General features: G+C 61.9%; 22 protein-coding genes and 1 tRNA gene. 11 read left to right on the top strand and 12 right to left on the bottom strand.

Annotated features, from left to right (window positions below; genetic code table 11):
* The first annotated feature begins 44 nt into the window (after positions 1-44).
* Positions 45-1,247 (top strand): threonine synthase, encoded by a 1,203-nt coding sequence (locus JAO73_RS05290; RefSeq protein ID WP_233168696.1) that lies wholly within the window; start codon positions 45-47, stop codon positions 1,245-1,247.
* Between the two features lie 116 nt (positions 1,248-1,363).
* Positions 1,364-3,220 (top strand): polysaccharide deacetylase family protein, encoded by a 1,857-nt coding sequence (locus JAO73_RS05285; protein ID WP_198976098.1) that lies wholly within the window; start codon positions 1,364-1,366, stop codon positions 3,218-3,220.
* A 37-nt stretch (positions 3,221-3,257) separates the two neighbouring features.
* Here the strand turns inward: JAO73_RS05285 and JAO73_RS05280 are convergent, their stop codons facing one another.
* The 5 genes from JAO73_RS05280 to JAO73_RS05260 form a co-directional block, all read right to left on the bottom strand.
* Positions 3,258-3,536 carry a DUF167 domain-containing protein gene (locus JAO73_RS05280; protein ID WP_198976097.1) on the bottom strand — a complete coding sequence of 93 codons (279 nt, stop codon included), beginning with the start codon at positions 3,534-3,536 and terminating at the stop codon, positions 3,258-3,260.
* Between the two features lie 12 nt (positions 3,537-3,548).
* Positions 3,549-4,292 (bottom strand): endonuclease III domain-containing protein, encoded by a 744-nt coding sequence (locus JAO73_RS05275; protein WP_233168695.1) that lies wholly within the window; start codon positions 4,290-4,292, stop codon positions 3,549-3,551.
* A 117-nt stretch (positions 4,293-4,409) separates the two neighbouring features.
* Complete coding sequence (locus JAO73_RS05270) at positions 4,410-5,375, bottom strand: hypothetical protein (RefSeq protein ID WP_198976096.1); 966 nt, start codon at positions 5,373-5,375, stop codon at positions 4,410-4,412.
* 180 nt (positions 5,376-5,555) lie between these two features.
* Entirely contained in the window at positions 5,556-5,966 is a 411-nt protein-coding gene (locus JAO73_RS05265) for a response regulator (protein WP_190922945.1), read from the bottom strand.
* An 89-nt stretch (positions 5,967-6,055) separates the two neighbouring features.
* Positions 6,056-7,546 (bottom strand): sensor histidine kinase, encoded by a 1,491-nt coding sequence (locus JAO73_RS05260; protein WP_198976095.1) that lies wholly within the window; start codon positions 7,544-7,546, stop codon positions 6,056-6,058.
* A gap of 82 nt (positions 7,547-7,628) precedes the next feature.
* On the opposite strand from JAO73_RS05260, the gene JAO73_RS05255 reads away from it, so the two are divergent.
* Positions 7,629-8,450, top strand: coding sequence for a TrmH family RNA methyltransferase (locus JAO73_RS05255; protein ID WP_198976094.1), 822 nt, complete (start codon positions 7,629-7,631; stop codon positions 8,448-8,450).
* 10 nt (positions 8,451-8,460) lie between these two features.
* Here JAO73_RS05255 and JAO73_RS05250 read toward each other — a convergent pair whose 3' ends face one another.
* Together JAO73_RS05250 and typA are read right to left on the bottom strand one after the other, a co-directional pair.
* Positions 8,461-8,976 carry a DUF6630 family protein gene (locus JAO73_RS05250; protein ID WP_198976093.1) on the bottom strand — a complete coding sequence of 172 codons (516 nt, stop codon included), beginning with the start codon at positions 8,974-8,976 and terminating at the stop codon, positions 8,461-8,463.
* 90 nt (positions 8,977-9,066) lie between these two features.
* Positions 9,067-10,878 carry a translational GTPase TypA gene (gene typA / locus JAO73_RS05245; protein ID WP_190922949.1) on the bottom strand — a complete coding sequence of 604 codons (1,812 nt, stop codon included), beginning with the start codon at positions 10,876-10,878 and terminating at the stop codon, positions 9,067-9,069.
* A gap of 229 nt (positions 10,879-11,107) precedes the next feature.
* Between typA and msrB the strand changes: the two genes are divergently transcribed.
* The 3 genes from msrB (at position 11,108) to JAO73_RS05230 (ending at position 13,036) form a co-directional block, all read left to right on the top strand.
* A complete protein-coding gene (gene msrB, locus JAO73_RS05240; protein WP_198976092.1) occupies positions 11,108-11,662 on the top strand; it encodes a peptide-methionine (R)-S-oxide reductase MsrB in 555 nt (184 codons plus the stop codon).
* A 156-nt stretch (positions 11,663-11,818) separates the two neighbouring features.
* Positions 11,819-12,610, top strand: a complete 792-nt coding sequence (locus JAO73_RS05235) for a DUF3050 domain-containing protein (RefSeq protein WP_198976091.1) — start codon at positions 11,819-11,821, stop codon at positions 12,608-12,610.
* Between the two features lie 78 nt (positions 12,611-12,688).
* Positions 12,689-13,036: a hypothetical protein gene (locus tag JAO73_RS05230; RefSeq protein WP_198976090.1), complete on the top strand. Its 348-nt coding sequence runs from the start codon at positions 12,689-12,691 to the stop codon at positions 13,034-13,036.
* A gap of 73 nt (positions 13,037-13,109) precedes the next feature.
* On the opposite strand, the gene JAO73_RS05225 is transcribed toward JAO73_RS05230, so the two are convergent.
* Entirely contained in the window at positions 13,110-13,805 is a 696-nt protein-coding gene (locus JAO73_RS05225) for a hypothetical protein (RefSeq protein ID WP_198976089.1), read from the bottom strand.
* Positions 13,806-14,034: 229 nt separating this feature from the next.
* Between JAO73_RS05225 and metG the strand changes: the two genes are divergently transcribed.
* Entirely contained in the window at positions 14,035-16,077 is a 2,043-nt protein-coding gene (gene metG, locus JAO73_RS05220) for a methionine--tRNA ligase (RefSeq protein WP_198976088.1), read from the top strand.
* A 68-nt stretch (positions 16,078-16,145) separates the two neighbouring features.
* Here the strand turns inward: metG and pth are convergent, their stop codons facing one another.
* Together pth and JAO73_RS05210 are read right to left on the bottom strand one after the other, a co-directional pair.
* Positions 16,146-16,712 carry an aminoacyl-tRNA hydrolase gene (gene pth / locus JAO73_RS05215; protein WP_198976087.1) on the bottom strand — a complete coding sequence of 189 codons (567 nt, stop codon included), beginning with the start codon at positions 16,710-16,712 and terminating at the stop codon, positions 16,146-16,148.
* A gap of 141 nt (positions 16,713-16,853) precedes the next feature.
* Positions 16,854-17,426: a 50S ribosomal protein L25/general stress protein Ctc gene (locus JAO73_RS05210; RefSeq protein WP_190922956.1), complete on the bottom strand. Its 573-nt coding sequence runs from the start codon at positions 17,424-17,426 to the stop codon at positions 16,854-16,856.
* Between the two features lie 196 nt (positions 17,427-17,622).
* Between JAO73_RS05210 and JAO73_RS05205 the strand changes: the two genes are divergently transcribed.
* On the top strand, positions 17,623-19,524 hold the full coding sequence (locus tag JAO73_RS05205) for a CocE/NonD family hydrolase (protein WP_198976086.1): 1,902 nt from the start codon (positions 17,623-17,625) through the stop codon (positions 19,522-19,524).
* Between the two features lie 73 nt (positions 19,525-19,597).
* Here the strand turns inward: JAO73_RS05205 and JAO73_RS05200 are convergent, their stop codons facing one another.
* Both JAO73_RS05200 and JAO73_RS05195 read right to left on the bottom strand, forming a co-directional pair.
* The gene (locus tag JAO73_RS05200) at positions 19,598-20,524 is read right to left on the bottom strand and encodes a ribose-phosphate pyrophosphokinase (RefSeq protein WP_190922958.1); all 927 of its coding nucleotides are present in this window, start codon (positions 20,522-20,524) and stop codon (positions 19,598-19,600) included.
* Between the two features lie 147 nt (positions 20,525-20,671).
* Positions 20,672-20,744: transfer RNA gene (locus JAO73_RS05195), tRNA-Gln, on the bottom strand.
* Between the two features lie 275 nt (positions 20,745-21,019).
* On the opposite strand from JAO73_RS05195, the gene atpD reads away from it, so the two are divergent.
* The 3 genes from atpD (at position 21,020) to JAO73_RS05180 (ending at position 24,063) form a co-directional block, all read left to right on the top strand.
* Positions 21,020-22,525: a F0F1 ATP synthase subunit beta gene (gene atpD, locus JAO73_RS05190; protein WP_190922959.1), complete on the top strand. Its 1,506-nt coding sequence runs from the start codon at positions 21,020-21,022 to the stop codon at positions 22,523-22,525.
* Positions 22,526-22,626: 101 nt separating this feature from the next.
* Complete coding sequence (gene atpC, locus JAO73_RS05185; protein WP_198976085.1) at positions 22,627-22,872, top strand: ATP synthase F1 subunit epsilon; 246 nt, start codon at positions 22,627-22,629, stop codon at positions 22,870-22,872.
* A gap of 126 nt (positions 22,873-22,998) precedes the next feature.
* Positions 22,999-24,063, top strand: a complete 1,065-nt coding sequence (locus JAO73_RS05180; protein ID WP_198976084.1) for an AI-2E family transporter — start codon at positions 22,999-23,001, stop codon at positions 24,061-24,063.
* Positions 24,064-24,068 lie beyond the last annotated feature (5 nt).

Raw genomic sequence — 24,068 nt, 5'->3', positions numbered from 1 at the left:
CCCAAAAGGCATACCCCGGCCGGGGCACTCCCGTACTTTGCCCCATGAAAATGGTGGCCCTCGAATCTCCTTCCCGCCTTAGCGCCCTGCATTGCTCGGCGTGTGGCGCTGCTTACTCGGCGTTTGAATTGCAGCGCGTGTCGGCCTGCTGCAACGTGCCCCTGGTGGCCGATTACGACTTGTTTGAGCCGCTGGGCCGCGACGTCATCGACCGGGCCGACCCTTCGATGTGGCGCTACGGCGCCCTGCTGCCCCTGCTCAACCCCGACCACAAGGTGACCCTGGGCGAGGGCTTCACCCCCCTGCTGCGCCTCCCGCGCCTGGCCGCGCGCCACGAGCTGTCCTCGCTTCTGCTGAAGGACGAGGGCCAAAATCCCACCGGTTCGTTTAAGGCGCGCGGCCTGAGCATGGCCGTGTCCAAGGCCAAAGAGCTGGGCGTCGACGGCTGCATCATCCCCACGGCCGGCAACGCCGGGGTGGCCATGGCCGCCTACTGCGCCCGCGCCGGCCTCAAGGCCGTGGTGGTGATGCCCCGCCACACGCCCCAGGCCTTCAAGGAGGAATGCTACTGGTACGGGGCCGAAGTGGAGCTGGTCGACGGCCTCATCAGCGACTGCGGCGCCCGGGTGCGCCAGCGCAACGCCGACGGTGCCCTGCTCGACATTTCGACCCTGAAAGAGCCTTACCGCCTCGAAGGCAAGAAAACCATGGGCTACGAAATTGCCGAGCAGCTCAACTGGAGCCTGCCCGACGTGCTGCTGTACCCCGCCGGCGGCGGCACCGGCCTCATCGGCATCTGGAAAGCGTTTCAGGAAATGAAGGCCCTGGGCTGGCTCGCGCCCGAAACCCGCCTGCCGCGCATGGTGGCCGTGCAAGCCAAAAACTGCTGCCCCCTGCTTGAAACCTACGCCGGCCGGCAGGCCAACTGCCACGCCTACCACGGCAGCCCCACGCTGGCCAACGGCCTGGCCGTGCCGCACCCCCTGGGCGAGGCCATGATGCTGCGCGTGCTGCGCGAATCGAACGGCACGGTGGTGAGCATCAGCGAAGAAGACATGCTGGCCGGCATGCGCGACCTGGGCCAGCAGGAAGGCCTTTTCGTGGCGCCCGAAGGCGCGGCCGTGTGGATGGCCGCCCGCAAGCTGCTCGGCACCGGCTGGCTGCACCCCGACGAAACCGTGCTGCTCCTGAACACTGGCAACGGCCAGAAATACATGGACAACGTGGCCGGCCGGGCATTCAACTAGCGGTCTGCGTTGAGCTAGGAACGACATTCAGCGCGCAGCGAAGCATGACCCTGCCTTGTTCGGGCTAGTGGCATTGGTTTGCCCGGCTACCCGCAGCCCGGCAATACCTTTGCGCCATGCGCATTCTCCACGTTCTTTCGGCTGAGTTTTTTGCGGGCTCGGTGGCCTATGCCGTGCAGCTGGCCGAAGCACACCGCGCCCAGGGGCACCGCGTCTGGCTGGTATCGGACGCCGCGCAGCTGCCCACGGGCGCCACGCTGGTGCCGGCGCCCATCAGCAACCGCCGCTACGGGCAGCGTCTGCGCAATGCCCGACTTATCCGCCGGCTCATTCAGGCCGAAGACATCCAAGTGGTGCACGCCCACTCGCGGGCGGCCAGCTGGGTGAGCCATCTGGCTCTGCGCGGCCTGAAAGTGCCGCTGGTGAGCACCGTGCACGGCCGCCAGCACCTGCACGCCTCCACTTCGCTCTTCGACATCTACGGCGACAAAGTCATTGCCATTTGCGGCAACCTGCGGGAACACCTGGTGGCCGAAGTGAAGATGGCCGCGGCTAAAATCGTGGAAATCCCCAACGGGGTGGCGTTTAGAAATGAAAAGGCGCCTGGCGTGGCGGTTTCATCGGTCACGGGTTCTCCCTCCGAGCTGAGAATCGCATTCATCGGGCGCTTCAACGGCGGCAAGGGCGAGCGGGCAGCGGCCCTGCTGCAGCAGGTGTTTCCGGTGCTGCTGCGCGAGCTGCCGGCGCTGCGCGTGGCGCTCATCGGCGGCGAGCTGGAGCACCTGCCTGAAGCCGGAAAAACAGCCCTGGCGCAGCTGCAGGCCGAGTTTGGTGAGCGGGTGGAAGTTGTTGGGTTCACCCGCGACATGCCCGGCTGGCTGGCGCGCACTACGCTGGTCATTGGGGCGGGCCGGGTGGCCGTTGAGGCGCTGGGCGCGGGCCGGGCGGTGCTGGCCCTGGGCGAAGCCACGTTTGAAGGCCTGGTGACGGAAGCCACGTTCGGCGCGGCCGCGGCTTCCAACTTTGGCGACATCTCGGCCCGGCAGGCGCCGTCGGCGGTAGATTTTTCGGCGGTGCTGGCCGCGGCGTGGGGCTACCTGCAGGCGCCGCAGCCCGTGACAGCCGCCCTGCAGCAGCAGGTGCGGGCGCATTACGACCTGCCCACCGTGGCGGCTCGGGTGCTCGAAACCTACCAGGCGGCCCGCATGCGCAAAGCTGTTCCGGCTTTCATTCCGGTGCTGATGTACCACAAAATCCCGGACGCGCCGCTGGACACCAAACACCAGATTTACGTCACCAAAGACAACTTTGCGAAGCACCTGGCTTATTTCAAGGCCCGCAAGCTCACGCCCATCACCTTCGCCGACTACCTCAGCTTTGCCGCCGGCGAGCGGCCGCTGAGCGAGTTTCCGGCCCGCCCCATCATTCTTACCTTCGACGACGGCTACACCGACAACTACACCAACCTGCTGCCCCTGATGCAGCAGTACGGCTACCGCGGCGTGCTCTACCTGCTCGGCGATTTCGACGTGCGCCACAACCAGTGGGACCTCGCCGCCGACCCTACCGAGCCCCGCTCCGACATTATGGACCGGGCGCAAAAGCAGGCCTTCGTGGCCGCTGGCTGGGAAATCGGGGCCCACACCATGTCGCACCCCCGCCTTACCACGCTGCCGCTGCCCGAAGCTGCGCAGGAAATCGCGCGCAGCAAAGCCGCCCTGGAAACTGCCCTGCACACCAGCGTCGTGAGCTTCGCCTATCCCTACGGCGACCTCAACGAAGCCGTGAAGCAACGGGTGCGCGAAGCCCGTTTCGCCCTGGGCGTAGCCACCGATACCGGCGGCCTGACCATTGAGGATGACCGCATGCAGGTGTTCCGGGTGAATATGTTTCCAAACGAGTCGACCAGCAGCCTGTTCAAGAAAACTTCCACCTGGTACCGCAAATACTACCGCTGGAAACGCGGCAAGTAGGGGCTGGGATTGCGCTCAGTATGACGGCCGTTATCAATCAGTCCGCGGCTTCTCGAAACCGCGCCAGCACCTCCCGCAGCTGTTCCTCGCTCACGTCGGCCAGTTCCACCTTTTTGAACGGCGAGGTGTGCCCCGCCAGCAGCGTAATCCGGCTTTTGGCAATGCCGAAGGTGGCCGCCAGATAAGCCAGCAGCGCCGCATTGGCTTTGCCCTCTTGGGCCGGCGCGTTCAGGCGCACGGTGGCCAGGCCGTCGGGGCCGATGGAAAGCTGGTTGACGCGGCTGCCGGGCTTGGCTTTGAGGTGCAGAATGGCCATGCGGCCACAAAACTACCCCGCTGGGCCCAGCCGCGCTTGCCCGAAGGGGCACTGGTCGAGCACCACGCAACGGCCGCAGGCCGGCCCGCTGAAATAGCAGCACTTCTGCCCATGAAACATGAGCGCCTCGTGGTGGTCGTACACCTGCTGGGCGTCCCAGCCGGGCGGCAGCAGCGCCTCCAGCAGCTTGTGGGCCGGGCCTTCGCCCACCTTGGGCCCAATCAGGCCCAGGCGCTGAGCCACGCGGTGGTGGTGGCTATCCACGGGCATGGCCGGGATGCGCAATGAGCTGAAGAGGAGCGTGGCCGCGCTGGTTTTGGGGCCCACGCCGCTGATGCTTTCCAGCCAGGCCCGGGCTTCGGGAATGGGCATGTCGGCCAGGAAATCCAGCGAGCAGGGCGCATCGGTGCCGCAGCGGTGGCTGATTTCGCGCAGCACCGCCTGAATGCGGGGCGCTTTTTGCTCGGGCCAGGTGCAGGCGCGCAGGGCGTGCTGCACGGCCTCGGTGGGGGCGTCGCGCACGGCTTCCCAGGTCGGAAAGGTGGCCCGCAGTTCCTGGAAGGCCCGGTGCGAGTCGGCGTTTTTGGTCCGGTGCGACAGCAGCGCGCTGATGAGCTCGCTCAGCGGGTCTTTGGTGCTGAAGAAGCGGAACGGGGCGCCGTACTCAGCGCACAGCCGCTCGTGCACCAGCAGGGCCTTGGCTTGAAGGGCAGCAAAATCGGTAGGCAGAGCATCGGCCGTGGAAGCGGTTTTCATCTGCTGCCTACGCGTGCCGTGGGGTTTGGGGTTAGGCTGCCATTCAAAACGCGGCAGCGGCGCGCAGAACAGCTAAGCCGGTTCTGCGCGCCGCTGCCGCGTTTTGTGTTTTAGGCCTCAGCGCCCTGCGTTATACAGTGCAATGGCCTGGCGCTGGTTGTTGGCTTGCTTGCTTTGCAACACAATGGGCACGATGAGCACCGGAATGGCCGCATACACCAGCGGCGAGATGCTACGGCCCGCATCGGTGGGCCGCACCGACTGCACCAGGCCGTAGATGAGCAGGCCACCGCCCACCACGTAGGCACCGATGGTGGCCCGCTGGTAGCGCTGGGCATCGGCCAGCAGCTGCTGGGCCCCGGCGTTGTCGGTGGTGGACAGCATCAGGTTGCGGCTGGTCAGGTTTTGGATGGGGCCGTTGTCTTTCGAGAAATACTCGGTTTTCACGGTGCGATAGCCGCCGTAAGGGTAGCCCCCGAAACCGCCGTAGCCATAGCCGCCGTAGCCGTAGCCGGGGTAGCCAAAGCCGCCCGGCCCCGAGTTGTACTGCGTAGTGGTGATGGAATACAGGCTGATGCGGCCGGTTTTCTCGCGCCGCAGGGTCGTCTCGCGCGACGAGCCCGGTAGGTTGGTGCGCACGTAGTGCCCGGTTTCGTCTTCGTAAAACCCGACCTCGGCCAGCTCAAACTTGCGCTGCCCGTCCAGCAGCAGGTAGGAGCGGCCAAACAGCGGCGTCTTGGTTTCTACATCGTTGGCGCTGTACACCAAGCCGTTCTTCAGGCCCACCTGGAAGCGGGGCGGGCGCGTGTTGGTGCCGGGCAGCTGCCCGGCTGGCGTGGGCGCGTATACCGGTGCGGGCATGGGCGCGGGCAGCGGGGCCGTCACGGTGGCGCGGCGCGTGGTATCGGGCGGGGCCACGGGCACGCTTTCGAGCTGGCGCGGGGCCGGGGCCACGCGGGGCTTGGCCGGAGCGGGCAGGGAAGGCGGCGCGCCCAGCTGGCGCGGGCCGTCGTCTTGGGCGCGGGCGGCCGGTGCTGCCAGCAGCGTCCCAAGCACAGCGAAGTAAAAAACGGGAATTCTCATAAGATGAACAGCGCTAACGGCCACGAGACCGAACAAGGTAGCAACGCCCGGCAAATATTTGCCAATAGAACCCACGGGCCGGTCGCGCACAACCCCTGCTCCTGCGCAAACTCTCACGAGCCGTCACAAATTCCGTCCGCCGGCCGTGAAGTTTGCGTGAATGGCCCGCTGCCCGCCAGCCTAGTTCAACAGCTTCTCCAGCAGGCTCAAACTGTCGGACAGGTCGGTGCCGGTTTCGAAATCCAGCGGCTTAAGAATGTAGCCGCTGATGCCCAGGCTTTCGGTGTTCACGCGGTCCACGTCCATGCTCGAGGTGGTGGTGATGAACACCGGAATGTGCTGAAACTCGGGGTTGGCGCGCAGCTCGGTCAGGAACTCAATGCCGTTCATGCGCGGCATGTTCAGGTCGAGCAAAATGACTTCGGGCAGGGGGCGCAGGGCCTCGCTGCCGTTGCGGCCCAGCAGCAGGTCGAGGGCTTCTTCGCCGTTGAAGGCCGTGTGCAGGCGGTGCGGCACGTTGAATTTGGCGAAGGACTTCTCCGCCGTCATGGTATCAAAAATGTCGTCTTCGACGAGTAAAACAGAACGCATACGCTACAAAAAATAGAAGGGGAACCGGCCTCGCAACGCCGGACCTGCACAAGCACAATCGGGCCCAAGGGGTTCCCGCGCTCAGGAATTTACTTCGGCCAGGTAAAAATAAACCCGGCCCCCTGGCCCGGCGCCGATTCGACCCGAATGGTGCCCTTGTGCTCGTCAATGATTTTTTTCACAATGCTCAAGCCAATGCCCGTGCTTTCGGCCGTGTGCCGGTCGCGCAGGGTCTGAAAGAGCAGGAAAATTTTCTGGTGATATTCCGGCGCAATGCCCGGCCCGTCGTCCTGCACCCGAAACTCGTAGCAGCGGCCGATGTCGTGGCAAGTCACTTCCAGCCGCCCGGCCCCGCGGTGGTGGTACTTCACCGCATTTGAGAGCAGGTTGGTGAACACCTGTTGCAGTCCCAGGCGGTCGGTAGTCAGGGTGGGCATGTCGGGCCCCACACGCAGCGTGAAGTCGGGCGGCACCACCAGCTCGGCCACTTCCTGCAACAGCTGGGCCACGTCGACGGGAGCCGGCTGCTGCGCCACGCGGCCCACGCGGGCGTAGGCCAGCAGGCCGTTTATCAGGTCTTCCAGGCGGCTGAGGCGCCCTTTCATTTGGTCGAGGTAGGTGCGGAGCTGGGGCGAGAGCTCGGCCGCCAGCTCGTCCTCTATCCACTTCACGATGGTGGTCACGCCGCGCAGCGGCGCTTTCAAATCGTGCGAGGCCACGTAGGCAAACTGGTCGAGCTCCTGGTTACGCTTTTCCAGGGCACTGAAGCTTTCGTCCAGGGTCTGGGTCATGCGGTTGAGCGACGCCGCCAGGCCGCCAAGGTTGTCCTCGGCCGAATCGGTGATTTTGACGGTGTAGTCGCCCTGCACCACCTGCTCGGCCAGCACCCGAATCTGGGCAATGCGCCGGGCCACTTCGGCGTTGATGGCGGCCAGCTCGCCTTGCAGGCGGCGGTTGTCGGCCAGCTCGCGCACGATTTTCAGCACCAGCCACACCACAATCAGCACCGCCAGCACCGCCGATACCAGCACCACGATGGGCGTAGCGCGCTCAAAAATGTCCTGCAACTCGCTGCGCTGGGCCAGCAGGGCCATCTCATTGCTCTTGATGCGGGCGTACAGCGTGCGTACCTGCCGCAGGGTTTGGCGGTCGGTGTCGAGCAGGGTTTGCATGGCCGACTGGCTCATGGCCTTCTTGATTTCGGTGAGCGGCCGCAGAATGTGAAATTCCTGCTCCACCAACGCCTGCAGCGAGTCGAGGCGGGCGCGCTGCTCTGAGTTGTCGACGGTGAGGGCCCGCACCCGCTCCAGGGCCGTGGGCAGCTGGCCCGTGGCAATGCTGTAGGGGCGCAGGTAGGCCGTGTCGCCCGTGAGCAGGTAGCCGCGGGTGCCGGCTTGCGCGTCCTTGAGCACGGCCGTAATGGTTTCGGCTTCCTGCAGCACCTGGTAGGTGTGCTCCACGCGCTCGGTTTGCACTTTCAGGCCCCGAATGCTCCAGAACGAGGCCGCGGCCGTGAGCAGCAGCACGCCCACGGCCAGGGCCAGGCCGATGATGATTTTGGGGTCAATTTTCGATTTCATTGGCAGCGAAGGTTCTGGGCGCCCCTACGCCCGCGCTGCCGCGAAGGTTGGGGCCGGCCCGCGGCCGGGTATCTTTGCGCCCATGCCGTTTGCCCCCTCCGACCGCCTCAGCAGCCCCCAGAATCCCCGCATCAAGCAGCTGCTCAAGCTGCAGCAGAAATCGGCCGAGCGCCGCGCCCTGGGCCTCACCCTGGTAGAGGGCTTGCGCGAGCTCACCATCGCCGTGGAGGCCGGCGTGGCCGTGGCCACCATCTACACCTGCCCCGAGCTGGCTGGCGAAGCGGGTTTGGGTGACCTGCAAAAACTGTTTTCGGGCAAGCGGGATGCCCCCGAGTGGTTTGAGGTGACCCGACCGGTATTTGAAAAAGTAGCCTACCGCGAAGGCTCCGACGGCCTGCTGGCCGTGCTAAAAACGCCCGCCCGCACCCTCGCCGACCTGCGCCTGCCCGCCAACCCGCTCGTCCTCGTGCTCGAAGCCGTGGAGAAGCCCGGCAACCTCGGCGCCATCCTCCGCACCGCCGACGCCGCCCCCGTCGACGCCGTGCTCATCGGCGACCCGCGCACCGATTTGTTCAACCCCAACGTCATCCGGGCCAGCATTGGCTGCGTGTTCACGGTGCCCACCGTGGCCGCGCCCGTGGCCGGTATCCTGGCTTTCCTGAAAGAGAAAGGCATCCGCACCCACGCCGCTGCCCTGGCGCCGGAAGCCAAGCCCTACACCCAATACGACTTTCGCGGCCCCACCGCCCTCGTCATGGGTACCGAAGCCGAGGGCCTGACCCCGCAACTGCGCGCCGCCTGCGACGAAACCGTCATTATCCCCATGATGGGCCGCATCGACTCGCTCAACGTGAGCGTGGCCACGGCCGTGCTCACGTTCGAGGCCATCCGCCAGCGCGGGTAGGGGAGAGGGGTTAATAAACCGTCACATCCAACCCCAACTCCCTTGCCAACAGGCGGGTTTTCTCGGTCTGCCCATCGGCCACTACGGTCAGGGCATAAGAGTCGGCATCCAGCGTCAGCAGCACCAGCGCCAGCCCCAGGGGCTCCAGCAGGTCCTGCAGGATGTCCAGCGCGTCGGGGCCGGTCACCGCGGTTCGGCCCGGCGCCGGTTCGCTCACCCGCATGGCCCGGCGCTGCTGCGTCAGGGTTTCGTTCAGGCCGTACACCAGGTCGGCGGCGGGGTCCTGCCAGTCGCTTTCCCACACAAGTTCTTCGGCCAGTAAGGCGTCAATCAACGCCACGGCGCGCAGTTCCGGCTCGGGCAGCGCCGCCACGATGCCGCGCTCAGCCAGTTCTTCCGCAAACTGGGTGTGGTAGGCGGCCGGGTTTTGCAGCACGAGCGCCAGTCGGGCGCTCACCCGCTGGGTAGCGGTGGCGTCATCGAGTGCGAAGAGCTGCACGAAGTGCTGTAAGGTCTCTTGGTTCATAACGGGAATTGCTTGAAACGCTAAACGGGGGTAAAGAAAAAGGGCGCGACCAAAGCCGCGCCCTTCTCCGGTGCAATTGCGGGAGAGCAATTATTCAGCCGTCTTGGCGTAGCGCAGGCGCTCGTTTTCGTCGAGCAGAATCTTGCGCATGCGAATCGACTTCGGCGTCACTTCCAAGTACTCATCCTTCTGGATGTATTCCATGGCTTCTTCCAGCGAAAACTGGCGCTTGGGCACAATCTTGGCGTTGTCGTCGGAGCCCGAAGCACGCATGTTGGTCAGCTTCTTGCCCTTCTGAATGTTGATGGTCAGGTCGTTGGGGCGGGTGTGCTCGCCAATTACCTGGCCGGCGTACACTTCCTCGCCCGGGTCCACGAAGAACGAGCCGCGGTCCTGCATCTTGTCGATGGTGTAGGCGGTACCGGGGCCGGTTTCCAGCGAAATCAGCGAGCCGGCGATGCGGCCGGGGATGGGGCCTTTGTACTCCTCGTAATCCACGAAGCGGTGATTCATGATGGCCTCGCCGCCGGTGGCGGTCAGCACGTTGTTGCGCAGGCCGATGAGGCCGCGCGACGGAATGGTGAACTCCAGGTGCTGCAGGTCGCCTTTGGGCTCCATGATGGTCATTTCGCCTTTGCGCATGCTCACCAGCTCAATCACCTTGCCGGCGGTTTCCTCGGGCACGTCCACCACCAGCAATTCCACCGGCTCCAGGCGCTTGCCGTTGTCGTCTTCCTTGAAGATTACCTGCGGCTGGCCCACTTGCAGCTCGTAGCCCTCGCGGCGCATCGTTTCGATGAGCACCGACAAGTGCAGAATGCCGCGGCCGAACACGAGGAAGGTGTCTTCCTTGTCCGTCACCTGCACGCGCAGCGCCAGGTTTTTCTCGGTTTCCTTGAACAGGCGGTCGCGCAGGTGGCGCGAGGTCACAAACTTGCCCTCCTTGCCGAAGAACGGCGAGTTGTTGATGGTGAAGAGCATGTTCATCGTCGGCTCGTCGATGCTGATGCGCTCCAGGGCCTCCGGGTTTTCGAAGTCGGCGAGGGTGTCGCCAATGTCGAAGCCTTCGATGCCCGACACGGCGCAGATTTCGCCGCTGTTCACTTCGCTCACCTTGTTGCGGCCCAGGCCTTCAAACACGTGCAGCTCGCGAATTTTTACCTTCTTGATGCTGCCGTCGGCCTTCATCAGGCTCATGTTGGCGCCCTCGCGCAGGGTGCCGCGGTGCACGCGGCCGATGGCGATACGACCCACGAACGACGAGTAGTCGAGCGAGGTAATCTGCATCTGGGGCGTGCCTTCCAGGGTCGGCGCCGGCGGAATCGAGGCCAGCACCGCGTCGAGCAGCGGGGTGATGTTGTCGGTTTTTACCTTCCAGTCGGTGCTCATCCAGCCCTGCTTCGACGAGCCGTACAGGGTCACGAAATCAAGCTGGTCTTCCGAGGCGCCGAGGTTGAACATCAGGTCGAACACCTGCTCGTGCACCTCGTCGGGGCGGCAGTTTTCTTTGTCCACTTTGTTCACCACCACGATGGGCTTCAGGCCCAAATCGATGGCTTTGCCCAGCACGAAACGGGTCTGCGGCATGGCGCCTTCAAAGGCGTCCACGAGCAGCAGCACGCCGTCGGCCAGCTTCAACACGCGCTCTACCTCGCCGCCGAAGTCGGCGTGACCAGGGGTGTCGATGATGTTGATTTTAACGTCTTTATAGCGCACCGACACGTTCTTCGAAACGATGGTGATGCCGCGCTCGCGCTCCAGGTCGTTGTTGTCGAGGATGAGGTCGTCGAACTGCTGGTGGGCGTCGAAAATTTTAGATGCGTGGATAATCTTATCCACCAGGGTGGTCTTGCCGTGGTCAACGTGAGCGATGATGGCAATGTTCCGGATATTCTGGGCCATATGGGTTGGTTTTGCGGGTGCAAAGGTACGGAAAAAATGGCGCAAAGCCTTGTGGTAATCAATGTTTAACAACCGGCCCGCATCGGCCGCCGGCCGCACTGCCAAGCGCGTCGCCTTAAATGGCTTAGCCCTGCCGTAAGGTTCCCGCCTGGTTTTCGTCTATCCCGCAGTCCGAACCCCGGCGCCGTGCCGTATGTTGACTTCCCATCACTCCAGCCCATTCCTGCTCATGCGCTTTTCCTTGTTGCTCCTGCTCGTTTCCCTGTTCACGCTCGATACCGCCTGCTCGCAAAAGCGCGCCGACGTGGCCGCCAACACGCCCGCGCCGGCCCGCACAGCGGCTGGCAAAACCTATTTTCAGCCCAAGCCCGTGACCGGCAAGCCCGACGAATTTCCGGTGCGGCACACCGAGGCCGAGTGGAAAAAAATGCTCACGCCCGACCAGTACTACATTCTGCGCGAAAAGGGCACCGAGCGCGCTTTTACCGGCAAATACCACGACAACCACGCCGCGGGCAGCTACTACTGCGCCGCCGACCACAACCTCCTTTTTACCTCCGATACCAAGTTTGAGTCGGGCACCGGCTGGCCCAGCTTCTACGCCCCGGCCACCGACAACAGCGTGAAAGTGGCTTCCGACAACACCTTCGGCATGAGCCGCGACGAAATTGTGTGCGCCAAGTGCGGCGGCCACCTCGGCCACGTGTTCGACGACGGCCCCAAGCCCACCGGCCAGCGCTACTGCATGGACGGCAATGCCCTGGTTTTTGAGAAGAAAAAGTAGACTTGACTGCAATATTCTAGGAAAATTCACAAAGTGCTGGCCCTGCGAGAACCACTCGCAGGGCCTTTTTCGTTGATGAATAGACGGCTCACCCTCGTGGGTATGCTGTTGCAGAAATGTCTCTCTGAGAAAAATTACAATTATTCTTCTCTTGCTATGGAAGCTACCTCTGACCCCATCGAATTTCTACAGCAGGAAATAGCGCCTACGCGCCGCCTGCTGCTTAATAACAGCCTGTACCGGAGCATTCAGTCCCTGGCCGACTTGCGGCGCTTCATGGAGCACCACGTGTTTGCGGTGTGGGACTTCATGTCGCTGCTCAAGGCCTTGCAGGGCGGCCTGACCTGCGTGCAGGTGCCCTGGGTGCCCACCGCCAACTCGGCCATGCGGCGCCTCATCAATGAAATTGTGCTCGAAGAAGAGTCCGACGTGGACCCGGCGGGCCACGCCACCAGCCATTTCGAGCTCTACGTGCGCGCCATGGATGAGTGCGGCGCCGACACGGCTCCCATTCGCCGCCTAGTGGCCGCCGTAGCGGCCGGCGATACCGTGGAGCGGGCCTTGGAGACAGCGCGCGTTCCGGAATCGGTGCGCGAATTTGTGCTCACTACCTTCAATATTATTCGCGTGGGCCGGCCCCACGCGGTGGCCGCGGCCTTCACCTTCGGCCGCGAAGACTTGATTCCGGACATGTTCCGCCAATTGGTGGACGACCTGAGCACCCGTTTTCCTGGCCAGCTCGACACGTTTACCTACTACCTCAACCGCCACATCGAGCTTGACGAGGACGTGCACGCCCCGCTGGCCCGGCAAATGGTGCGCGAACTGTGCGCCGACGACCCCGAGCGCTGGCTGGAGGCCCAGCAGGTGGTGGTGCGCTGTCTGGAAGCGCGCATGGCCCTTTGGGACGGCGTGAAGCTGGGAAAAACCCGCCCTGCTTTGGCGTAGGGCCAGTTCCGAACCAGCCGGCCCGGCGCTGCGTTTGAAGCCTGCAGCCGCCTCTGGCTGCGCTATACCGGCGCTGCCATGTTGAACTGTAAAATGATAGGCCTGCGCCTGGGTGCGGTCGCCAGCCTAGCGGCGGCTCTGGTGAGCTGCACGGCTGCCGAACAAACGGCCGAAACCGCTACGCCCACGCAAGTGAATTCCGACGCCGACCGCCGCGCCATCTACAATGGCAACGGGGCGGGCACCAGTTCGGCCGTGCCCGACGCCACCCCCAACCGTGTGCGCCTCGGCGAGCAGGCCGCCGACATCAACCGCCAGAAGCGCATCGAAAGCGTAAACACCAACGACGCCAACACCACCTCACCCGAAACCCGCATCCAGCGCCTCAACTACCCCGCACCGCTCGACACGGTGCGCCGCCCGTAGCCCTGGCGCTTACGAACAAAAGCCCGCTTCTGGTACCAGAAGCGGGCTTTTGTTATCGGAACCTGCAGCCGTGCTACGCGCTGACTTCGCCAGTGCTGGGGCTGTCGGCCGAGTTCATCACGTCGTTGGCCTCTGACGTGGTGCTGGCTTGGGTGCGGGGCTTAGGCCCGCGGCGGGCACCGGTGGCTGCGGCTGAGGGCCGGCCGCGCCGGGCTCCTCCCGGTGTGGCAGCGGGTTTGCGGCCGCGCGAGGCGGAAGCAGTCGGGGGAGCATCGTCGGCGCTGGCTGCGGCCGCGTCGGTGCGCGTAGCGCGGGGCTTGCGCGGGGTGCCGTCTTTGTTCAGGGTCTGGCTTTTTTTGCGACTGCGGCTCGGGGCGCTATCGGCCGCTGCGTTGGCATTGCCCGCGTTGCCGCCGGTGCCGGCCACCGAATCGTAGTGCCGCACAATGGTGTGCAGGGCTTCTTCAAACATGCGTTCCGTATCCACGTCGAGGCGGCGCGTGGCTTCCTTCACTACTTCCTTCAGCTTGGCTTTCGTTTCTTTGCGGATGCGAGTCACCACCTCACTCATGCGGTTGTTCAACTCTTTCTGCAATTGCTTGGCGGCCGATTTGAGCGATTTTTTCTGGCTGGCCTTGCGGCTGGCCCGGTCATCGTCCAGTTCGGACTTTGCGCGCCCGGTATTTTTTGCCGATTTGCGGGCCGCTTTTTCTTCCGGCGTGCGTTTCGCGCGTTTTCCCGTTTGAGTCGGAGAAGCAGGTTTTTTCATGTGAAAAAAAGGTTGATGAAGGTGAAAAAAGGCAGAGGAGAAGCGCTTAATTGTACGTCGATGTGTTCACGACGTGGTCAAATGTAAAATGACTTGCTTGTCAAACGGTTTCGTTGGTTTTAAGTTGATTTAAAACTGGCAATTTTCAATGTTTCTTTCTTTTTGCGACAATTGTTTGCAGGTATTTTGACTGCAAATTCATGGAGTTGCATTATTTCTCAGTTTACGTATGTCTTCACTTCCTAAACGCTACACCGTCACTGCTGCGTTGCCTTATGCCAATGGCCCGGTGCACATTGGCCACCTGGCCGGCGTTTATTTACCGGCCGATATTTATGTGCGCTACCTGCGCTCGGCGGGACGCGACGTGAAATTTATTTGCGGTTCCGACGAGCACGGCGTGCCCATCACCATTCGCGCCCAAAAAGAAGGCGTGACGCCCCAGCAAGTGGTGGATAAATACCACGCCCTGATTCGCGATTCTTTCAAAGAATTCAACGTGTCGTTCGACGTGTATTCGCGCACGTCGTCGGCCACGCACGCCGAAGTTTCGAGCGGTTTTTTTACCAAGCTCAACAACGAAGGCAAATTCATCGAGCAAACCACGCAACAGTATTTCGACGAGGCGGCCCAACAATTTTTGGCCGACCGCTACATCGTGGGCACCTGTCCCAATTGCGGCAACGAAAACGCTTACGGCGACCAGTGCGAGCGCTGCGGCACCTCGCTCAGCCCGACGGAATTAATTAATCCGCGCAGCATGCTCAGCGGCGCGCACCCCGTGTTGCGCGACACCAAGCACTGGTTTTTGCCCCTCGACCAGTACGAGCCCTGGCTGCGCGAATGGATAATTGACGGCCACAAAAACGACTGGAAAACCAACGTGTACGGCCAGTGCAAATCCTGGATTGACCAAGGCCTGCACCCCCGCGCCGTGACGCGCGATTTGGATTGGGGCGTGCCCGTGCCGGTGCCCGGCGCCGAAGGCAAAGTGCTGTACGTGTGGTTCGATGCGCCCATCGGCTACATCTCGGCCACCAAGGAAGCTTTCCCCGATGAGTGGGAAACATATTGGAAAGACAAGGATTCCAAATTGGTGCATTTTATTGGCAAGGACAACATCGTTTTTCACTGCATTATTTTTCCGGTAATGCTGAAAGCGCACGGCGACTACGTGCTGCCGGACAACGTGCCCGCCAACGAATTTCTGAACCTGGAAGGCGACAAAATCAGCACCTCGCGCAACTGGGCGGTGTGGCTGCACGAATATCTGGCCGACTTCCCCGGCCAGGCCGACGTGCTGCGCTACGTGCTGTGCGCCAACGCGCCCGAAACGAAAGACAACGATTTTACCTGGAAAGATTTTCAGGCGCGGAATAATAACGAATTGGTGGCCACGCTTGGCAATTTTGTGAACCGTGCCGCTGTGCTTACGCACAAATTCTTTGAAGGCAAGGTGCCGGAATTAGGCGAGCTGCAACCCATCGACGAGGAGGCATTCGGGCAGCTGGCCGAATTTCCCGCCAAAATTGGGGAACTGATTGAAAATTACCGTTTCCGCGACGCCTTGGCGGAAGTATTGAACCTGGCGCGTGTGGGCAATAAATACCTGGCCGAAACGCAGCCCTGGCACCTGATTAAAACCGATGCGGCGCGCACGGGCACGGTGCTGCACGTGGCGCTGCAAATTGCTGCGGCCCTGGCCCCGGTGCTGGAGCCGTTCCTGCCCGAATCGGCGCAGAAGCTGGCCGATATGCTTGATGTAGAGTTGGGCAACTGGGCCAGCGCCGGCCGCCGTGATGCGTTGAAAGCCGGTCATCAATTGCGCGAAGCAGCCCTGCTGTTCGCCAAAATTGAAGACGCCGTGGTGGAGACTCAGGTACAAAAACTGCTGGATACCAAAAAGGAAAATCAGTTGGCCAACACGCCCGTCACGCCCGTTAAATCGGATGTGACTTTCGATGATTTTGGCGCGATGGATTTGCGTGTGGGCACCATCGTGGCCGCCGAGAAAGTAGCCAAAACCAAAAAGCTATTGAAACTCACTGTGGACGTGGGCCTGGAGCAGCGCACCATCGTGAGCGGCATCGCCGAATATTTTATTCCCGAGGCGCTGGTGGGCCAGCAAGTGCAAGTATTGCTCAACCTAGCCCCGCGCGAAATCAAAGGCATCAAAAGCCAGGGCATGCTGCTGATGGCCGAAAATGCCGACGGTACCCTCGCCCTGATGCAGCCCAGCACGCCCGTGCGCAACGGCAGCGGGGTAGCATAAGCCACACGCTTTGAAAAAAAGGCCGACCACAGTACTGCGGTCGGCCTTTTTTTTACAAAGCGAATTTGCTACTTCACATTCACCACGTTCATGGCGCGCTCCAGGCCCATAGCGCCGAATGCCAGCACGGCATCGGCGGCTTTCTCGATGCGGGTCGGTAATTCAATTAATTCATCGGCCGAAAACGGGTTCAATACATAATCAACCTGTCGGCCTTTTGGAAAATTAGCGTCGACGCCAAAACGCAGGCGGGCGTAGACATCGGTGCCCAACGTGGCCTGAATGTCTTTCAGGCCGTTGTGGCCGCCGGCCGAGCCCTGGCCTTTCAGGCGCAGCTTGCCGAAGGGGAGGGCCAGGTCATCGGTCACGACCACCATGTTTTCGACGGGAATTTTCAGCGTGGCCAGCCAGTGCGCCGCGGCTTTGCCGCTCAGGTTCATGTAGGTGGTGGGCTTCGCCAAGGTGTAGGTGTGGCCTTTGTGCTTGATTTCGGTGGTGAAGGCGTGGCGACCGATTTCGAAGCGGGGCGCATCGAATTTGGCCGCCAGGAAATCAGCCACCATAAAACCGATGTTGTGGCGCGTGTCGGCGTATTCGGGGCCGATGTTGCCCAGGCAGAGAACCAGAAACTTCATAACGTTAATTCAAACAATGAGGCAGTGCACCGGGCACCGCAACTAAAAAGCCGCCCCAAAATTGGAGCGGCTTTTTGAGTATGCGCTAATTCGTCCACGAAATTCGACAAGCTGAAAACCTGTCGAACCCGTGGTGCAGAATTACTTGTTGGCAGCCATTTCGCCTTTCAGCGCACGCGGGATGGCGATGGTCGCAATCGGAGCAGCGGCGTTGGTCAGGATGGTGTAGTTCTTCGGCTCCACGGCGCCCACCTTGATGGACTTGCCGAGTTCGAGGCTGCTGATGTTCACTTCCACGTAGTCGGGGAGATTGTCGGCGGTAGCGCGCACTTTCACTTTGCGCAGCTTGCTCACCAGCTTGCCGCCGGCCAGCACGCCCGGCGACACGCCCACGTACTTCACGGGGATGTCCATTTTCACCTCTTTGCCGTCTTCCAACTCGAGGAAGTCAACGTGGAGGAGCATTTCGTTCACGGGGTGGAACTGGGCGTCCTGCACGATGGCGCGGTACAGGGTGCCTTCCACGTTCAGGTCCACGATGTGAGCCTCCGGCGTGTACAACAACTCGCGGAACAGGATAGCGGGCACGGAGAAGTGCACGGTGTCTTTGCCGCCATACAACACGCACGGTACTTGGGCGTCGAGGCGCAATGCCTTGGCGTCCGTTTTACCGAGATTCGCTCTTTTAAACCCTACAATCTCGAGGCTTTTCATAAAAGTGGTTCGTTAAAAAAATGAGGAAAGCCGGGTTGAACTGAAAATCAGTCCAAAACGGGCCGCAAAGGTAAGGAGCATCTGCTAGATTTGCTAACCCCGCCGCCACATTGTGCCCGGCAGCGCGCCGGCAAGGGCAGCGGCAGGGCCGGTGCCTTGGGCCCCGCCCATTCATCCTCATCCTTATTCCCACCTCATGACCAACTGCTTCTTCCTTGGTGCCTGCCTGCTCAGCGCAGCGCCCCTGCTGGCCCAAACGCCCGCGCCGCCGGCCAGCACCTACGCGCAGGACCACTACACCAAACAAGAAGTGTACGTGACCATGCGCGACGGCGTGAAGCTATTCACGGCCATTTATACGCCCAAGGATGCCGCGGCCGGCAAGAAATACCCCGTCATGATGCAGCGCACGTGCTACAGCGTGGCGCCCTACGGCCCCGGCAAGTACCCGGTGCGCCTCGGCCCCTCCGAAACCATGATGAAGCAGGGCTACATCTTCGCCTACCAGGACGTGCGCGGCCGCTGGAAAAGCCAGGGTACCTGGACCAACATGACGCCCGTGCTCGACCACAAGAAGGGCAAAAAAGACGTGGACGAAACCACCGACACCTACGACACCGTGGACTGGCTGGTGAAAAAAGTGGCCCACAACAACGGCCGGATAGGGCAGTGGGGCATTTCGTACCCCGGTTTCTACACGGCTTCGGGCATTCTGTCCAACCACCCGGCCCTGAAGGCGTCGTCGCCCCAGGCGCCGGTGTCGGATTTTTTCTTCGATGACTTCCACCACAACGGCGCGTTTCTGGAATCTTACATCTACACCTATCCGGTGTTTGGGGTGCAGAAGCAGGACACCACCAGCAAGTCGTGGTACGATGCCCAAATGATAAAGGCGGGCACCCGAGACGGCTACCAGTTTCTGCTGGACCTCGGCCCGCTCAAGAACGCCGATAAGTACTACGCCAACAATTTCTTCTGGCAGGAAACCGTCAACCACCCCAACTACGACGAGTTCTGGCAGAAACGTGCGATGCCGGCGCACTATACCGCCGGCATCAAGCCCGCCGTGATGACCGTGGGCGGCTGGTTCGACGCCGAAGACCTGCGCGGCCCGCTCACCATCTACAAAACCATCGAGAAGAAAAGCCCCGGCACCTACAACACCCTAGTGATGGGCCCCTTCGGCCACGGCCGCTGGTCGCGCGAAACCGGCCATACCCTGCACAGCAACGTGTATTTTGGCGACAGCATCGCCACGTTCTACCAGCGCAACATCGAAGCCAAATTCTTTGCCCACTTCCTGAAGGGCTCGGGCGATAAAAACACCGGCCTGCCCGAAGCCTACCTCTTCGACACCGGCAAGAAGCAGTGGGAAACCTTCGCGCAGTGGCCTACGCCCGCCGCCACCCACCAGAAGCTGTACCTGAGCGCCAGCGGCAAGCTCGAGCGCGAGCCCGCCGCCACGCCCGGCACCCAAACCTTCGTGAGCGACCCGCTGAAGCCCGTGCCCTACACCGAAGACCTGAGCACCACCATGGGCTTCACGCCCTTCAACTACATGAGCGAGGACCAGCGCTTCGCCGGCCGCCGCCCCGACGTGCTGGTGTACCAAACCGACGTGCTGACCGACGACGTGACGCTGGGCGGCGAAATCATGGCCAAGCTCAAGGTGGCCACTTCCGGCACCGACGCCGACTGGGTGGTGAAGCTCATCGACGTGTACCCGCCCGACGAGCCCAACCACGACTACATGCCCAACAAAAGCATCATCCTGAGCAATTACCAGCAAATGGTGCGCTCTGAGGTGATGCCCGCCCGCTTCCGCAACAGCTTTGAGAAGCCCGAGGCCATGGTGCCCAACCAGAAAACGGACGTCGATTTCCGGTTGCAGGACGTGCTGCACACCTTCAAGAAGGGCCACCGCATCATGGTGCAGGTGCAGAGCACGTGGTTTCCGTTCATTGCCCGCAACCCGCAAACCTTCGTGGAGAACCCCTACAAGGCCAACGAAAGCGACTACGTGAAGGCCACCCACAGCGTATTCGGCGAGAGCTACCTCGACGTGGAAGTGCTGCCAAAGGCAACGGTGAACCCGTAGCGTTGCAGAATGCATGCAAAAGGCCGCTCAACTACTGGTTGAGCGGCCTTTTGGCTTTTTGAAAAGCAATTGTTTACACAAACAGCGAGCTGATGCTCTCGTGCGTCACCACGTTGCGGATGGCGGCGGCAAACAGCGGGGCCAGCGTGATGACATGAATCTTGTCGTTTTCCTGGCGCAGCGGAATGGTGTCGGTCGTAATCAGCTCGGTGAGCACGCTGTTGCGGATGCGGTCGTGGGCCGGGCCGCTCAGCAGCGGGTGCGTCACCACGGCGCGCACCGATTTGGCGCCGCGCTCCATCACCAGCTCGGCGGCTTTGCAGATGGTGCCGGCCGTGTCCACCATGTCGTCGACGAACACCACGTCCATGCCCTTCACGTCGCCAATCACCTGCATCGAGGCGATTTCGTTGGCGCGCAGACGCATCTTGTCGCAGACCACAATTTCAGCCCCAAATTTCTTGGCGAAGGCCCGGGTGCGCACCACGCCGCCCACGTCGGGCGAGGCGAAAATCAGGTTTTCGAGGTTGAGCGACTTGATGTAGGGCGCCGTGACGGTGGCGCCATCCAGATGGTCGACCGGGATGTCGAAGAAGCCCTGAATCTGGCCGGCGTGCAGGTCGCAGGTCATCAGGCGGTCGGTGCCCACGCTCTGGATGATGTTGGCCACCACCTTGGCGCCGATGCTTACGCGGGGCTTGTCTTTGCGGTCTTGCCGGGCGTAGCCCATGTAGGGCATCAGGATGTTGACTTTGTGGGCCGAGGCGCGCTTGGCAGCGTCTACCATCAGCATGAGTTCCATGAGGTGCTCGGCGGGTGGGGGCGTGCTCTGCACCAGAAACACTTCGCAGCCCCGCACGCTTTCGTTGAAGCTGGGACCCATCTCGGTGTCGGCGAAGCGCTGCAGGGTGAGGTCGCCGAGGGTGGTGCCGTAAGCGGCAGCAATATTTTCGGCCAGGACCTGGGAAGCACTGCCGGCGAATATTTTGACCTGTTTCATAGGGGAAGGTGCTGAGAGGGGGGATGATGCGCGAAAGGCAGCGGGCAGCGAGGGCGCCGCCGGCAGCCTGAGGGAAAAAGAGAAAGGCGCCGGCCTCTCCGACAGGGGAGAAGCCAGCGCCTTTCAGTTGCTATGCGAGCGGTGTCGTTGTCCGACCAGGGCTCGAACCTGGACTTTCTTGAATCAAAATCAAGCGTGTTGCCGGTTACACCATCGGACAATTTCCCAGCCGGCTACGTGCCGTTTGGGAGTGCAAATGTACTACTGGAAAAATTTCGGGCAAGGGTTAGAGCAAAAAAAATCTGAAGAAAAAATCAGCAGCGGCCCGCTGAATGCCCCTAAAAACTCATGATTGCCTGATTTTCACTTGTCCAGCCCGGCTGTAGGCGTGGGCCCACGGGCGCAGCTTCCTGGGCGGTGGGGTTGGAAAAGCCGCGCTTCTGCCGTAATTTTGCGGCCTGAAAAACTGCATAACTTCATCATAAATACAACCAAATGGCCAATACCGGCAAAATCACCCAGGTTATCGGGCCTGTTGTGGACGTGAGCTTCACGGGTGAAAACACGAAGCTGCCCAATATCCTCGACGCCCTCGAAGTCACGAAAGACAACGGCCAAGTGGTAATTCTGGAATGCCAGCAGCACTTGGGCGAGGACCGGGTGCGGACCATTGCCATGGACTCGACCGAAGGCCTGACCCGCGGCGCCGAAGTGCGCGACCTGGGCGCCCCGATGTCGATGCCGACCGGCGACGCCGTGAAAGGCCGCCTGTTCAACGTTATCGGCCAGGCCATCGACGGCATTCCCCAGCCGAAATCGGACGGCGCGCTGCCCATTCACCGCCTGCCCCCGGCGTTCGAGGACCTCGCTACGTCGTCGGAAATCCTCTACACCGGCATCAAGGTTATCGACTTGCTGGCTCCCTATGTGAAGGGCGGTAAGATTGGCCTGTTCGGCGGCGCCGGCGTGGGCAAGACCGTGCTCATCATGGAGCTGGTGAACAACGTGGCCAAGGCCTACGAAGGCCTGTCGGTGTTTGCCGGCGTGGGCGAGCGTACCCGCGAAGGCAACGACTTGCTGCGCGAATTCATCGAATCGAACATCATTCTCTACGGCGAGGCCTTCAAGCACTCGATGGAAGAGGGCGGCTGGGACCTCTCGAAAGTGGACCAGAACGAGCTGCTGAAGTCGCAGGCTACCCTGGTGTTCGGCCAGATGAACGAGCCCCCCGGAGCCCGCGCCCGCGTGGCCCTGTCGGGTCTGACCATTGCCGAGAGCTTCCGCGACGGCGACGGCACCGGCGCCGGCCGCGACATCCTGTTCTTCATCGACAACATTTTCCGCTTCACGCAGGCGGGTTCGGAAGTATCGGCTCTGCTGGGCCGTATGCCGTCGGCCGTGGGCTACCAGCCCACGCTGGCCACCGAAATGGGTGCCATGCAGGAGCGCATCACCTCGACCAAGCGCGGTTCCATTACCTCGGTGCAGGCCGTGTATGTGCCGGCCGATGACTTGACCGACCCGGCCCCGGCCAATACCTTCGCCCACTTGGACGCCACCACGGTACTGAGCCGCAAAATTGCCGAGCTGGGCATCTACCCGGCTGTGGACCCGCTGGACTCGACCTCGCGCATCCTGTCGGCCGACGTAATCGGCAACGAGCACTACAACACCGCCCAGCGCGTGAAGGAAATTCTGCAGCGCTACAAAGAACTGCAGGACATCATTGCCATCCTGGGCATGGACGAACTGTCGGAAGAGGACAAGCAGGTGGTGAACCGCGCCCGTCGCGTGCAGCGCTTCCTGTCGCAGCCCTTCTTCGTGGCCGAGCAGTTCACCGGCCTGGCCGGCGTGCTGGTTGACATCAAAGACACCATCAAAGGCTTCAACGAAATCATCGACGGCAAGTACGACCACCTGCCCGAGGCGGCTTTCAACCTGGTGGGCACCATTGAGGATGCCGTGGCCAAGGGCGAGCGCCTGATTGCCGAAGCCAAGTAGTTTTAGTTGTCAGTTGCTCGTTGTCGGTTGTTAGCTCATTCTAACAACGGCAACGAGCTGCTGAAGCCTAACAACTGACAACGAACAACTGACAACTAAACATGCATTTAGAAATCATCACCCCCGACCGCAAGGTATTCGAAGGCGAAGTGACGTCGGCCCAGTTTCCGGGTGCGGATGGCTTGTTTGAAGTGCTGAACAATCACGCCCCGCTGATTGCCGCCCTCAAAGCTGGCCAGGTGACGCTGACCGGCCCGGCCGGCCGCGAAGCCATCCGCATCGAAGGCGGCGTGGTGGAGGTGCTGCGCAACAACGTGATTGTGCTCGCCGAAGGCGCCATGGCGTAATTACCAGCCGTTGAGGTACCAAAAGCCGTTTCTGCACCGCAGAAACGGCTTTTTTTGTGCGGCGTGGCGGCCAAACTCTGGCTGACGCGTATAGGCAATATTCTATGCTGACGTAATTGCGCCGCTATGCACAAACCTTCTGAACCCTTTATTGCCGTCGAGAACATTTACACCCACCGCCAGCGCTACGTGTTGCTGGTGGCCTCGCTGCTGGGCCTGGCGGGCCTGATGGTGTTTGGGCTGGCGCAGTACCTCACGGCTTTCCTGGCGGCGGGCATTCTGTTTGTGGTGTTTCGGCCGTGGTGGGTGGCGCTGGTGCACCGGCGGCGCTGGAACCGGCGGCTGGTCACCATTCTGCTGCTGCTGGTGACGGTGGTGGTGCTCGTGATTCCGTTCTACGCCCTGAGCTCGCTGCTGCTTGACCGGTTGATACTGTTTGCGCAGAACCCGGACCAGATTTTGGAAGTGGTGCACAAGGTAGAGCGGGCCATTGGGTTTAAGATAACCGAACAGTTTAATGTGCGGCAGGTGCTGTTGCAGGGCGGCGCCAAGGTGAGCAGCTGGCTGCCCACGCTGGCCAGCAGCGCGCTCACCTTTCTGGTCATCGTAGGCCTGATGCTGTTCACGATGTACTACATGTTTATGCAGGAAACCTACTTTCTGCTGGGCCTGCACCGCTACCTGCCGTTCCGCAACGAGACGCTGAAGGAGCTGGGCGAGTCGCTGAAAAACAACGTGAACGCCAACGTCCTGGGGCAGGTGGTGGTGGCGCTGGTGCAAAGCATTCTGACGGGCCTTACGCTGTGGATATTTGGCGTGCCTGATGCGCTGTTTTGGGGCGTGGTGGCCTTTTTTATGGCGTTTTTGCCGGTGCTGGGCACGCCGCTGGTGTGGGGTCCGGCGGCGCTGTATCAGTTTTCGCAGGGGCACAACGGGCAGGCCATCGGCATTTTGCTGGTGGGCTTCGTCGTCATTATCAACGTCGACAACCTGCTGCGCATCGTGCTGGCCAAGCGCATGGGCGACATTCACCCGCTGGTGACGCTGGTGGGACTGGTGCTGGGCGTGGAGATTTTTGGGCTGATAGGGCTGGTGGTGGGGCCGCTGCTGGTGTCGTACTTCCTGGTGCTGATGGAGGTGTTTCGGCGCGAAAACCGGGCCACGAACAAGGCCGCGGCGGGGGAAGTGTAAAGCCG

The organism is Hymenobacter miniatus (assembly GCF_016427455.1).
Taxonomy (GTDB): domain Bacteria; phylum Bacteroidota; class Bacteroidia; order Cytophagales; family Hymenobacteraceae; genus Hymenobacter; species Hymenobacter armeniacus.
The sequence above is the reverse complement of the archived record's forward strand: the minus strand, read 5'-3'. Positions and strand labels throughout refer to the sequence as shown.